Below are 11274 nucleotides of genomic sequence, written 5' to 3'. Positions count from 1 at the left end.
CTCAAAAAATTTTGTCAGGCCTTGCCAGGAGCAGGGCCTGCAGGGTGCCGGACCCCCCATGAGGGGGTGGACACCCAGGGCAGTGGCCAATCCACGGCCAGTTGAATTTTCACTGGTGGCTGCCGGTCTACGGCTGCACCGGTCTATAACTAACCTGCTTTTCGCAAGTCATGAGGTAGAACATGAGCGACGACGATCTGGAAAATGACGACCTCGAGGTAGGCGACGAAGACGAGGCTGATGAAGGCCTTGAGGCAGCGGCTGACGACGGCGCGGAAGACTCCGGCGACGACGACAGCAGCCCGGCTCCGGCGGCCAAGGGCAAGTCCAAGGCGGCGGTCTCGGTAGACGAGATGCCGAGCATGGAAGCCAAGCAGAAAGAGCGCGATGCGCTGGCCAAGGCGATGGAAGAGTTCCTGTCGCGCGGTGGCAAGGTGCAGGAAGTGGAGGCCAACGTGGTCGCCGATCCGCCCAAGAAGCCGGACAACAAGTACGGCAGCCGCCCTATCTGAGTGGTTGAACGCAAAAAAGCCCGCCGTCGCTGCGGGCTTTTTTGTGCCTGTCAGGTTGGCACGGTCTCTGTAGGAGCGGCCTTGTGCCGCGAAAGGGTCGCAAAGCGGCCCCAGGGTCGTTGTCGATACTAAAATCCTGGGGCCGCTGCGCAGCCCTTTCGCGGCACAAGGCCGCTCCTAGAGGGATGGCGAAGCCTGCTCAGCGCCAGCGCGCGAGCACATCGGGCAACTGCGACAGCCGCTGGATCTCGGCATCCGGCGCCTGCTCGCCGCTCCAGGGCTTGTGTTGCGGGTTGAACCACACCGCCCGCAACCCGGCGCGCTGGGCGCCGGCGATGTCGTCGCCCGGGTGGTCGCCGACGTGCACCGCCGCCCCCGCGTCCACCTCGCCGCGCTTCAGCGCTTCAAGGAACGGGGCCGGGTCCGGTTTGCCGATGCCCAGGTCCTCGGCGCACAGGGCGAAGCGGAAGTAGTCCGCCAGTCCCAGGCGGCGCACGTCGGCATTGCCATTGGTGACCACGCCGAGGGTGTAGTGGTGGCGCAGGATCTCCAGCACCGGCTGCACCTCGGGGAACACCTCGACCTGGTGCCGGGCATGCAGGAACACTTCAAAACCTTCGTTGGCCAGCTCCTGGGCGTGTTTCTCGCTGTAGCCGACCTCTTCCAGGGCGTGGAACAGCACCCGTCGGCGCAGGGCGCTGATACGGTGCTTGAGGCCCGGCTCGGCCTGCACCAGGCGCTCGCGGATGGCGAACAGGTGCTCCACCTGCACGCCGCCGAGGATCGGCGCGTTGGCTTCGAGCCAGTCGCGCAGGACGACTTCGGCGCTGGCGATGACCGGCGCGGTGTCCCAGAGGGTGTCGTCCAGGTCGAAGGTGATCAGCTTGATGCTCATGAGTCCGTGTCCTTGCTGCGTTTGGCCCGAGGGTGGGCGCTGTCGTACACCGCTGCCAGGTGCTGGAAGTCCAGGTGGGTGTAGATCTGCGTGGTGCTGATGTCGGCATGGCCGAGCATCTCCTGCACCGCGCGCAGGTCCTGGGACGATTCCAGCAGGTGGCTGGCGAAGGAATGGCGAAGCATGTGCGGGTGCAGGTGCTGGCCGAGCTCGCGCTCGCCGGCGGCCTTGACCCGCAGCTGGATGGCGCGGGGGCCGAGGCGCTTGCCCTGGCGGCTGAGGAACACCGCGCTGTCCCGCGGGCCGGCGATACCGCGCAGCTTGAGCCACGCCTGCATCGCCTCGCGGGCCTTGCGGCCGACCGGCAGCACGCGGCTCTTGCCGCCCTTGCCGTGCACCTGCACCAGCCCGGCGGCCAGGTCCAGGTGTTCAAGGTCGAGCCCGGTCAGCTCCGACAGGCGCAGGCCGGACGAGTAGAACAGTTCGAGGATCGCCTGGTCGCGACGGGCGATGAATTCGTCGTCGACGCCGCCATCGAGCAGTTGCAGGGCGCGGTCGGTGTCCAGCACCTTGGGCAGGCGCCGCTCACCCTTGGGCGGCGCCAGGCCGTTGGCCGGGTCGTGCTGGCAATCGCCTTCGCGGTTGAGGAAGCGGTACAGGCCGCGCACCGCCGAAAGCAGGCGCGCCAGGCTGCGCGAGGACTGGCCATGGTGGTGCTGGCGGGCGACCAGCTGGCGTAGCTGCTGGACCTGCAGGGCGCCCCAGCCGGCGATGCCCTGGGTGTTGCAGAATTCGATGACTTTCTCGAGGTCGCGACGGTAGGCCAGCAGGGTGTGCTCGGACACCTGGCGCTCGTTGCGCAGGTGAGCGCAATAAGCCTCCAGCTGGCGTTCCATCAGCGCACCGAGCGCAGCGTCTGGGTGAAGCGCGGCACCACGCGGCCAAGCACCTCGGCGATGTAGCTGAGGAACAGGGTGCCGACGCTGCTCTTGTAGTGCTGCGGGTCGCGGCTGCCGATCGCCAGCACGCCGTGCAGGCCCTGGTACTCGAGGGTGGCCACGGCGCTGGAACCGACTTCCTTGTGCTGGGCATCACCGAACAGGAAGGCCAGCTCATGCTCGCGCAGGCTGCCGCTGATGGTCTTGCCGCCGCCGATCAGGCCACCGATGGCCTGTTGCGCCTCGGCACCGGAGACCCAGCGGCCCACGGGCGCGGCGTTTTCGCCGAACAGGATCAGGCTGACGAAGGGCACCTGGAATTCCTGGCGCAGGCTGTCCTCGACCGCCATCACCACCTCTTCGAGGGTGCCGGCGTCGAGCAGGTCGAGGATCAGCCGGCGGGTCTTGTCGAACAGCCGGTCGTTGTCGCGGGCCACGTCCATCAGCTGCGACAGGCGATGGCGCATCTCGATGTTGCGGTCGCGCAGCAGCTTGAGCTGGCGCTCCACCAGCGACACGCTATCGCCGCGCTGGTGGGGGATGCGCTGTTCGAGCAGCAGTTCGTCGTGCTCGGCGAAGAAGGTCGGGTGGTCGCGCAGGTAGGCGACCACCGCTTCGGCATCGAGCTCACTGGCCTGCGGGGATGCAACGTTAGGCTGATCGGTCATGGCGGATACTCGCTTAGAGACGAACTTGTCCTTCGAACACGCGGACTGCAGGGCCGGTCATCAGCACCGGTTTGCCAGGGCCTGCCCACTCGATGCTCAGACGGCCACCCGGCAGGTCGATGGTCACCGGCGAGTCCATCCAGCCCTGGCTGATCGCCGCCACGGCCGCGGCGCAGGCGCCGGTACCGCAGGCCTGGGTCTCGCCGGCGCCACGCTCCCATACCCGCAGGTTGGCGCGGTGGCGGTCGACCACCTGGATGAAGCCAGCATTGACCCGCTGCGGGAAGCGCGGGTGATGCTCGATCTTCGGCCCCAGCTCATGAACCGGCGCACTGCGCACGTCGTCGACGCGCAGTACCGAATGCGGGTTGCCCATGGACACGGCGGCTATCTGGTGCACCTGGCCATCGACTTCCAGCGCGTAGCTGCTGGCCTGCTCGTCGGCAATGAACGGGATATCGGCCGGCACGAAGCGCGGCGGGCCCATGTCGACGCAGATCTGGCCGTCGTTGCGCACATCGAGCTCGATGATGCCGCCCTTGGTCTCGACGCGAATGCGCTTCTTGGCGGTCAGGCGCTTGTCCAGCACGAAGCGGGCGAAGCAGCGCGCGCCGTTGCCGCACTGCTCGACTTCGGAGCCGTCGGCATTGAAGATCCGGTAGCGGAAGTCCACTTCCGGATTGTTCGGCGCCTCGACGATCAGCAACTGGTCGAAGCCGATACCGGTATTGCGATCGCCCCATTGCTTGGCGTGCTTGGGTTGGATGTGTGCGTGCTGGCTGACCAGGTCGAGGACCATGAAGTCGTTGCCCAGCCCGTGCATCTTGGTAAAACGCAGCAACATGGGTTCACTCCGGCAGCAGGCTTTCGCCGGCGAACAGTTCGGCAATGGTTTCACGGCGGCGCACTTCGAAGGCCTGGTCACCATCGACCAACACTTCGGCGCAACGGCCACGGGTGTTGTAGTTGGAGCTCATGACGAAACCATAGGCGCCTGCGGAGCGGACGGCCAGGAGGTCGCCCTCGGCCAGGTCCATTACGCGGTCCTTGCCCAGGAAGTCGCCGGTCTCGCAGATCGGGCCGACCAGGTCGTAGGCGCGGCCTTCGCCGTCACGGGGCTTGACCGCGCTGACGTCCATCCAGGCCTGGTACAGGGCAGGACGGATCAGGTCGTTCATGGCCGCGTCAATGATGGCGAAGTCCTTGTGCTCGGTGTGCTTGAGGTATTCCACGCGGGTCAGCAGCACGCCGCCGTTGGCGACGATGTAGCGGCCCGGCTCGAACACCAGGGTCAGGTCACGCTCGCCGACGCGCTCGCGAATGGCGGCGATGTAGTCGGCCAGCAGCGGTGGCTGTTCGTCGCGATAGCGCACGCCGACACCACCACCGAGGTCCAGGTGGCGCAAGTGGATGCCGCACTCGGCCAGGCGATCGACCAGCACCAGCAGGCGGTCGAGGGCGTCGAGGAAGGGCTCGACGGTGGTCAGCTGCGAGCCGATGTGGCAGTCGACGCCGACCACATCCAGGTTGGGCAACTGCGCGGCGCGCACGTAGATCGCCTCGGCGTCGGCGATGGCGATGCCGAACTTGTTCTCTTTGAGGCCGGTGGAAATGTACGGATGGGTGCCGGCGTCGACGTCCGGATTCACACGTAGCGAAACCGGGGCCGTCTTGCCCATTTCGGCGGCAACGACCTGGAGGCGCTCGAGCTCGTCGGTGGACTCGACGTTGAAGCAGTGCACGCCCACTTCCAGGGCGCGGCGCATGTCTTCACGGGTCTTGCCGACCCCGGAGAACACCACGCGATCGGCGCGCCCGCCGGCAGCCAGGACGCGCTCCAGCTCACCGCCCGAGACGATGTCGAAGCCCGCGCCGAGGCGCGCCAGCAGGTTCAGCACGCCCAGGTTGGAGTTGGCCTTGACCGCGAAGCAGACCAGGTGCTCGACCCCTTGCAGGGCGTCGGTGTAGCTGCGGTACTGGGCCTCGATATGGGCGCGCGAGTACACGTAGGTGGGCGTGCCGAAGCGTTCGGCGATCGCCGTCAGGGCCACCCCTTCCGCGAACAGCTCGCCGCCGCGGTAGTTGAATGCGTCCATGAGATTTCCTTACTGCGCGGGCGACTCTTCTGGCTGCTCTTGCGGCTGCACCAGCACCGGTTGCGGCTGGACAGGCTTGGCATGCTGGTGCGATTTGCGCGGGCCTTTGCCGTCCTTGCCGTCTTCAGGCAGGTACAGGGGGCCTTTCTGACCGCAGGCCGAAACGAGGCAGGCAACCGCGACCAGCGCCGCGAGGGAGGAAATCAGGCGTTTCATGGGTGAAATCCTTGGAAATATGCAGTATTGCGGCCGAGTATACCGAGCGCCCACCTGATTGCCTATGCAAGGGGCGCCCCCGCTCGGCGGGCGTGGGCGACCGAAGGACATGCGGCTTTTTCTTACAGCGATTAGCTTGTAGCTTGAGGCGTTCGCCCTTATCGTGCCCGGCTTGCGTGTGTACAGCCATTTTTCGAGGTCCCTGCAATGAGTTTGAGCGAAGCGCGTTTCCACGACCTGGTCGATGCGACCCAACAGGCCCTGGAAGACCTGTTCGATGAAAGCGGCATGGACCTGGACATGGAGAACTCCGCCGGCGTTCTCACCGTCAAGTTCGACAACGGCAGCCAGCTGATCTTCAGCCGCCAGGAGCCGCTGCGCCAGCTGTGGCTGGCGGACAAGTCCGGTGGCTTCCACTTCGACTACGACGAAGAGAGCGGCAAGTGGGTCTGCGAGAAGAGCGAAGAGCTGCTGGGCGAGATGCTCGAGCGCATCGTCTGGGAGCGCGCCGGCGAGAAGCTGGACTTCGACGAGATCTGAGATGAGCGACCTGCCCCGGCCACCCAAGCCGCTCTACAGCAACGTGAGCCCGGCGGTGCCGTCACCTTGTATCAGCATATGTCGGCTGGATGAGCGCAAGGTCTGCACCGGCTGCCACCGCCACGTCGAGCATATCCGCGAGTGGCGCTCGGCCGATGACGAGCGGCGCCGGCAGATCTGTCGTGAGGCGCTGGCCCTGAAATCGCGGGCATCGGCATAGGCACAACGAAGGTGTGGGCTTGAGTATTTGCCCCGCTGTGGTAGTGTCAGGGTCTGCGTCGATGACGCCACAGCATTTCGCAAACCCCGCCCTTGGGCGGGGTTTTGCTTTATCTGCCTGTTGAAAATTGCCTGTTCAAAGGAGTCTGACTGGATCATGAGCACCAAGCCTTCCCTCATCCTCACCCGCTTGGACGTGCAGCGTCTCGAGCGCCTGCTCGACGACCTCGATGAAAGCACCCCGGGTGTGCTCGCCCTGCAGGACGAGCTGGACCGTGCCGAGAATGTGGTGGGTCACGAGGAAGTCCCGGCCGGCGTGGTGACCATGAACTCGCGCGTGCACTGCCGCGAGATCGCCAGTGGCAAGGACTATCACCTGACCCTGGTGTACCCGAAGGATGCCGGCCCCGAGGGCAATGTCTCGATCCTCGCGCCGATCGGCTGTGCCTTGCTGGGGTTGTCGGTGGGTGACCAGATCGACTGGCCGGCGCCGGGCGGCAAGACCCTCAAGCTGGAGCTGCTGGCGGTCGAGTACCAGCCGGAGGCGGCAGGGGATTTCGATCTCTGATGCTGCGTAAATGCCCTGTAGGAGCGGCCTTGTGCCGCGAAAGGGCTGCGAAGCGGCCCCACCTGCTGTGCCAGGTCATATAGTGCCGGGGCCGCTTCGCGGCACGAGGCCGCTCCTACAGAGGGATCGGTGAAGGCAGAGAAAATCAGGGCTCCAGCCGCGCCTGCAGCTGTTCCAGCCCATCGTTGAGCGCCTGCTCCAGCTCGCGCTTGTAGCGCAGGTACAGGCTGGTGGACCCCTGCTCGTCTTCCAGCAGCTCGGACAGGTCGAGGTCGGTGATGTAGCAGCGGTAACGGCCGCTGCTGCGGCGCTGGCCCAGGATCTGCCGGGCGACCACGGCATACAGCTGGTCGCCGTGCTCCAGTTCGGAAAACTCCTGCTGGTCGCAGTAGAGCGTGACATGCACCTCGTCGCCGGTACCCGCCTGGAGGATCGCCTGGACCTCGTAGTGCGCCTGGTTCTGGCTGTCCAGCGGTGTCTGCCGCGGCTCCAGGCTGCGCGCCTTGCCAATGCCTGAAGGCAGCAGCTGGTAGTAAAGGATGTCCAGCGACGCCAGCGGCAGGCTGTCCAGGGGCAGTTGGGCATCGCGGCGCATCAGCATCGATTGCAGGAAACGTTGCAGCGGCAGCAGCAGGTGCTGCTCGTCCTGCAACGGCAACCGTTGTTGCCAAAGCGCGTTGTGCTCGTCGAGCACGTACAGGTCGGCCCAGCCTTCGAGCAGACGGTAGAACACCTGGATGCAGCCGGGGCGCCCCTGGGCCAGGACCAGCGGCAGGTCGTGGTCCTGCAGGGCATGGGCGTCCAGGTGCAGCGGGCTGTAGCGGATGCGCTCTTCGCCTAGGGCCGCCAGCACCGCATCATGGTCGGCGAGGCTGGCCAGGGTGACTTGCCCGGGCTGCAAGTCGAGGATGTGGGTGTGCTGGGCGACCTGCAGCAGGTAGCGGTGATTCAGGCCCTGGTCGAGCAGCAGCTGCACGGTGTCGAAGATGTCCTCGACCCGCTGGCTGATGGCCTGGGCGCGGTTGTGGCAGTAGCAGCGCACCCGCACCCGCGGGCGGTGGCTGCGCTGGCCCAGGCTGTTGAGGAAGTCGCGCAGGCAGCGCATCAGCGCATGCTCGCCGTCGTAGCGATGCACCAGCACCTCGTTCCAGCTGTTGAGGGTGATCTGGTCGAGGGTCAGTACAAGGTTCTCGCGCACCCCGGCGTAGCTCAGCGAGTCGGTGCGCTCGGTGGTCATCAGGATATTCAGGTCGCGGTGATGGCGCAGCGGATCGACCCCGACATTCACCAGCAGCAGGATCTCGTCGGCCACGCTCGGTTGCAGCAGGCGCACCTCGCTGACCGTCTCCAACGGCAGGGGGATGCTCTGCTGCAGGCTGCCGACAAGGTTGAACAGCTCGAACTCGCTGAGGTCGCTGGCGCCAGGGTGCAGGGCCAGGCGTGTGCCGCTGTCGATCACGCCATTGCGATGGGCCCAGGTGAGCAGCTCGAGCAGCTCGCGGCAGCGCTTGATCGGGCTGAAGTGTTCCCACTCGTGCACGCCCAGGTTGCCGTTGTACAGGCCCCAGTGATGGGTGCCCGGTTCCTTGCGGTTGGGCGAGTGCACCAGGGTGAGAGTGTCTTCGGCCAGGTCCGGGGCGATGCCCGGGTTGATCACCTCGATCTTGCCGGCCCGACGCTCGAAGGCGGCGTACAGGCGCCGGCCGAGGACGTTGAGGTCGCGTTGGTCGGCTCGGCTGTTGGCGTTCTGCAGGCGGGCGAACTGGGTCAGGAAGCGGTAGCTGTGGTTCAGCTCGGCCACCAGCTCACGGCGCTCGACCGCCACCTGGCGCACTTTCCACTGGCTGCGGCTGTCGAGCAGCGCCAGCTGGCGCTCGTCCCAGCCCCATTCCTCGGTCAGGCGCCCGAGCAGCTGGCGCTGCCAGCCGCCGCTGCGGGTGCGGCCCAGGTCGCTGAGCTTCTTGTTCACCTTCAGGTACAGGCTGCGCCGCGCCAGCTCCAGGCGTGCCGATTCGCCGCGCTGGCGCAGGTAGCGTTCGATGCGCCGGTAGACCATGACGTAGGGGTCGAGCTCGTCCAGGTCCAGCTGGTTGGCGAACACGGCCTGCTTGTAGTCCAGGCTCAGGCAGCGCACCTGCGGGTGCTCGCTGGCGTAGGCCTCGGTGAGCAGCAGCTTGAGCAGCGACTTGTAGGGCGAGTCGATGCCCTTGAACAGCTGCCATAGCCCGGCGCCGACGAACTCGCCCGACGGGATGTGCGCCAGGTGGCCAAGGTCGAGATCGTCCTGGGCGCGGATGAAGCGCTTGGACAGCAGGGTCTGGGTGTAGTCGCGGTAGTTGTGCTCCTGGTAGACCGGCACCAGCCACCACAGCGGCGTGCGTCCGGCCAGCCAGATGGCGGTGCGGTAGAACTCGTCGAGCAGCAGGTAATGCTGGGTGGTGCCGCAGTCGTCGGAGCTGAGCTGGCTGTCACGCTCGCCCTGGACGAAGCCGCGAGGCTCGATCAGGAACAGGTGCGCCTCGGCGCCCTGGCTGGCGGCCCAGGCCTCGAGCAGCTGGCATTTGCGCCGCAGGTCGGCCAGGGCCTGCTCGTCCAGGTCGGGTGCATGGCAGACCCACAGGTCCATGTCGCTCTGTTCGGCCTGGGCCAGGGTGCCCAGGCTGCCCATCAGGAACAGGCCGTGGATCGGTTGCGGCGGCTTGCCGTGGCGCGGCTTGTAGGTGAACGAGCGGGTCAGGCGCTGGGCCTCGGCCAGCAGGTCGCTGTCGGGTTCGAAGCCGGACACGCCAGCGGGGGTGGTGCCCGAGACATAACCCGGCAGCAGCGGGTGATTAACGTGAAAGAACAGCGGCAACAGGGTGAGGACCTGCTGCTGGCGCGTGGACAGCCCCTCCATGGCCCGTGCCAGGCGGCCCTGGTTGATCTTCAGGAAACGCGCGCGCAGCTTGGACAGCTCCTTGCGGTCGATGCCTTGGTCGAGATCGGGGCGGATTTCATGGGGGTGGTTCATTGCGCACTCAGGCAGGCAGGGGGAGCACTGGCGAGTTTAGCCTGAGTGGGGCGGTCGGATAAGGGGTTGGTGGCTTTTTGACGTCAGTTTTACAGCGATCCTCTAGGGCTCATCGCGGGGCAAGCCCGCTCCCACGGGGGCGGGCTTGGTGAACTCAGGCAGGCTGCGGAGTTTTAAGCACCCTGAGGAGTAACTGCATACTTTCGGCGGCATCAGTGCCCAGGCTGGTGAGGTAGCCGCCGTCGGGTTGGTCAGTAAGACCTTTGTCGTGCAGGCGCTTGGCTGCGGCGACCAATGCCGGGGAGGCGTCGCTACAAACCTTGATGCCTTCCTGGTGACTGTCCAGGTTGAACTGGGCAAGCACTTCCAGTTCGGCGATCAGTTCGGGGTTGAAGGGCATGGGCTACTCCTGACTTCGAGACAAGGATGGAAGTCAGGAGTGTAGTCAGGTTTATTCGATGTCGCCTTGATCCGCCTCAGGTGGCAGCTCCGGCAGGGCGCGCAGGGCGGTTTCGTACCATTCGGTGTTGAACGGGCGGTCTTCGTCGAGCATGGCGTCGATTTCGATGGCCAGCACGTGGGCCATGAGGTTGAGGATGTCCTCGCGCTCGTAGCCGACCAGGCTCAGTTTGTTGAACGTGGCCTTGGCCGCCGGCGGCTCGCCGCTTTCGATCTGGTTCTCGATGGCCTGGGTCAGTGTCGCCTCGGCGAAGTCTTCGTCGTCATTGTCGATGTCGGTGGGCTCGCTCATGGCGTTACTCCTGTGGTGGGATGCACAGTGTGCCACGCCCGTGCCGGCAATGCCCGGTCATCGACGCCGGGCATGACGCTGGCCAAGGGTGGGGAAGGGGGCTATAAAAGCCGGGCCAACCCCATACGGCCTTGGAGGCTGTCTCAATGCTCAAGCTTCATGGATTCGCGGTCAGCAACTACTACAACATGGTCAAGCTGGCTTTGCTGGAGAAAGGCGTGCCCTTCGAAGAGGTACCATTCTTCGGCGGCCAGGCCCCCGAGGCCCTGGCCAAAAGCCCGCGTGGCAAGGTACCGGCGCTGCAGACCGAGCACGGTTTTCTCAGCGAGACCGGGGTGATCCTCGATTACCTCGAACAGACCCAGCCGGGCAAGGCGCTGCTGCCGGCCGATGCCTTCGGCCAGGCCAAGGTCCGCGAGCTGCTGCGGGAGATCGAGCTGTATATCGAATTGCCGGCGCGTACCTGCTACGCCGAGGCGTTCTTCGGCGCGGCGGTGGAGCCGCTGATCAAGGAGCGGGCGCGGGCGGACCTGCTGGCAGGCTTCGCCACCCTCAAGCGCAATGGACGGTTCCAGCCATACGTGGCCGGGGAGCAGTTGACCATCGCCGACCTGATGTTCTGCTTCTCGGTCGACCTGGCCTGCGCGGTGGGCAAGAAGGTGCTGAACGTCGACTTCCTGGCGGATTTCCCGCAGGCGACGGCGTTGCTGGAGAAACTGCGTGAGAACCCGCACATGGCGCGGATCGTGGCGGACAAGGAGGCGGCGATGCCGGCGTTCCTCGAAATGATCAAGAGCAAGCGCTGAGGCCACAAACGATCGCGGGGCAAGTCGCATCGGCGCACCGCCGCTCCCACGAGCC

Annotated in this window: 14 protein-coding genes; 5 read left to right on the top strand and 9 right to left on the bottom strand. The window is 65.9% G+C overall.

Going from position 1 to position 11274, the window contains the following annotated elements; genetic code table 11:
* Positions 1-182 precede the first annotated feature (182 nt).
* Entirely contained in the window at positions 183-512 is a 330-nt protein-coding gene (gene sutA / locus POF53_RS04155; protein ID WP_110734080.1) for a dormancy-specific transcriptional regulator SutA, read from the top strand.
* Positions 513-711: 199 nt separating this feature from the next.
* Here the strand turns inward: sutA and POF53_RS04150 are convergent, their stop codons facing one another.
* From POF53_RS04150 to lptM, 6 genes are read right to left on the bottom strand one after another with little or no spacing between them, the layout of a single operon-like run.
* Entirely contained in the window at positions 712-1407 is a 696-nt protein-coding gene (locus POF53_RS04150) for an HAD family hydrolase (RefSeq protein WP_254463879.1), read from the bottom strand.
* The gene (gene xerC, locus POF53_RS04145) at positions 1404-2303 is read right to left on the bottom strand and encodes a tyrosine recombinase XerC (protein ID WP_498966502.1); all 900 of its coding nucleotides are present in this window, start codon (positions 2301-2303) and stop codon (positions 1404-1406) included. Before xerC ends, POF53_RS04150 begins: the two co-directional genes overlap by 4 nt.
* On the bottom strand, positions 2303-3013 hold the full coding sequence (locus POF53_RS04140) for a DUF484 family protein (protein WP_254463881.1): 711 nt from the start codon (positions 3011-3013) through the stop codon (positions 2303-2305). The genes xerC and POF53_RS04140 overlap by 1 nt, the downstream gene beginning before the upstream one ends.
* 13 nt (positions 3014-3026) lie before the next feature.
* Positions 3027-3857, bottom strand: a complete 831-nt coding sequence (dapF, locus tag POF53_RS04135) for a diaminopimelate epimerase (RefSeq protein ID WP_110734086.1) — start codon at positions 3855-3857, stop codon at positions 3027-3029.
* A 4-nt stretch (positions 3858-3861) separates the two neighbouring features.
* Positions 3862-5109 carry a diaminopimelate decarboxylase gene (lysA, locus tag POF53_RS04130; RefSeq protein ID WP_254463882.1) on the bottom strand — a complete coding sequence of 416 codons (1248 nt, stop codon included), beginning with the start codon at positions 5107-5109 and terminating at the stop codon, positions 3862-3864.
* A 9-nt stretch (positions 5110-5118) separates the two neighbouring features.
* On the bottom strand, positions 5119-5325 hold the full coding sequence (gene lptM, locus POF53_RS04125; protein WP_050703271.1) for an LPS translocon maturation chaperone LptM: 207 nt from the start codon (positions 5323-5325) through the stop codon (positions 5119-5121).
* 207 nt (positions 5326-5532) lie between these two features.
* On the opposite strand from lptM, the gene cyaY reads away from it, so the two are divergent.
* The 3 genes from cyaY (at position 5533) to rnk (ending at position 6652) form a co-directional block, all read left to right on the top strand.
* Positions 5533-5865: an iron donor protein CyaY gene (gene cyaY / locus POF53_RS04120; RefSeq protein WP_028688616.1), complete on the top strand. Its 333-nt coding sequence runs from the start codon at positions 5533-5535 to the stop codon at positions 5863-5865.
* A gap of 1 nt (position 5866) precedes the next feature.
* Positions 5867-6085: a DUF1289 domain-containing protein gene (locus POF53_RS04115; protein WP_203648977.1), complete on the top strand. Its 219-nt coding sequence runs from the start codon at positions 5867-5869 to the stop codon at positions 6083-6085.
* A gap of 156 nt (positions 6086-6241) precedes the next feature.
* Positions 6242-6652, top strand: a complete 411-nt coding sequence (gene rnk, locus POF53_RS04110; protein WP_232854790.1) for a nucleoside diphosphate kinase regulator — start codon at positions 6242-6244, stop codon at positions 6650-6652.
* 145 nt (positions 6653-6797) lie between these two features.
* Here rnk and POF53_RS04105 read toward each other — a convergent pair whose 3' ends face one another.
* The 3 genes from POF53_RS04105 to POF53_RS04095 all read right to left on the bottom strand — a co-directional run bounded on the left by POF53_RS04105 (position 6798) and on the right by POF53_RS04095 (position 10413).
* The gene (locus POF53_RS04105; protein WP_203648975.1) at positions 6798-9662 is read right to left on the bottom strand and encodes a class I adenylate cyclase; all 2865 of its coding nucleotides are present in this window, start codon (positions 9660-9662) and stop codon (positions 6798-6800) included.
* Positions 9663-9816: 154 nt separating this feature from the next.
* Positions 9817-10062 (bottom strand): TIGR02647 family protein, encoded by a 246-nt coding sequence (locus POF53_RS04100; RefSeq protein WP_050703275.1) that lies wholly within the window; start codon positions 10060-10062, stop codon positions 9817-9819.
* A 51-nt stretch (positions 10063-10113) separates the two neighbouring features.
* The gene (locus tag POF53_RS04095) at positions 10114-10413 is read right to left on the bottom strand and encodes a hypothetical protein (RefSeq protein ID WP_203648973.1); all 300 of its coding nucleotides are present in this window, start codon (positions 10411-10413) and stop codon (positions 10114-10116) included.
* 146 nt (positions 10414-10559) lie between these two features.
* Between POF53_RS04095 and POF53_RS04090 the strand changes: the two genes are divergently transcribed.
* Complete coding sequence (locus POF53_RS04090) at positions 10560-11219, top strand: glutathione S-transferase family protein (RefSeq protein ID WP_232854792.1); 660 nt, start codon at positions 10560-10562, stop codon at positions 11217-11219.
* Positions 11220-11274 lie beyond the last annotated feature (55 nt).

The sequence above is a fragment of the Mitsuaria sp. RG genome, from assembly GCF_028369275.1.
GTDB lineage: Bacteria > Pseudomonadota > Gammaproteobacteria > Pseudomonadales > Pseudomonadaceae > Aquipseudomonas > Aquipseudomonas peradeniyensis.
The sequence above is the reverse complement of the archived record's forward strand: the minus strand, read 5'-3'. Positions and strand labels throughout refer to the sequence as shown.

Coding starts and splice junctions, on each gene's coding strand:
- sutA (WP_110734080.1), top strand. CDS start 183: ATGAGCGACGACGATCTGGAAAATGACGACCTCGAGGTAGGCGACGAA.
- POF53_RS04150 (WP_254463879.1), bottom strand. CDS start 1,407: ATGAGCATCAAGCTGATCACCTTCGACCTGGACGACACCCTCTGGGAC.
- xerC (WP_498966502.1), bottom strand. CDS start 2,303: ATGGAACGCCAGCTGGAGGCTTATTGCGCTCACCTGCGCAACGAGCGC.
- POF53_RS04140 (WP_254463881.1), bottom strand. CDS start 3,013: ATGACCGATCAGCCTAACGTTGCATCCCCGCAGGCCAGTGAGCTCGAT.
- dapF (WP_110734086.1), bottom strand. CDS start 3,857: ATGTTGCTGCGTTTTACCAAGATGCACGGGCTGGGCAACGACTTCATG.
- lysA (WP_254463882.1), bottom strand. CDS start 5,109: ATGGACGCATTCAACTACCGCGGCGGCGAGCTGTTCGCGGAAGGGGTG.
- lptM (WP_050703271.1), bottom strand. CDS start 5,325: ATGAAACGCCTGATTTCCTCCCTCGCGGCGCTGGTCGCGGTTGCCTGC.
- cyaY (WP_028688616.1), top strand. CDS start 5,533: ATGAGTTTGAGCGAAGCGCGTTTCCACGACCTGGTCGATGCGACCCAA.
- POF53_RS04115 (WP_203648977.1), top strand. CDS start 5,867: ATGAGCGACCTGCCCCGGCCACCCAAGCCGCTCTACAGCAACGTGAGC.
- rnk (WP_232854790.1), top strand. CDS start 6,242: ATGAGCACCAAGCCTTCCCTCATCCTCACCCGCTTGGACGTGCAGCGT.
- POF53_RS04105 (WP_203648975.1), bottom strand. CDS start 9,662: ATGAACCACCCCCATGAAATCCGCCCCGATCTCGACCAAGGCATCGAC.
- POF53_RS04100 (WP_050703275.1), bottom strand. CDS start 10,062: ATGCCCTTCAACCCCGAACTGATCGCCGAACTGGAAGTGCTTGCCCAG.
- POF53_RS04095 (WP_203648973.1), bottom strand. CDS start 10,413: ATGAGCGAGCCCACCGACATCGACAATGACGACGAAGACTTCGCCGAG.
- POF53_RS04090 (WP_232854792.1), top strand. CDS start 10,560: ATGCTCAAGCTTCATGGATTCGCGGTCAGCAACTACTACAACATGGTC.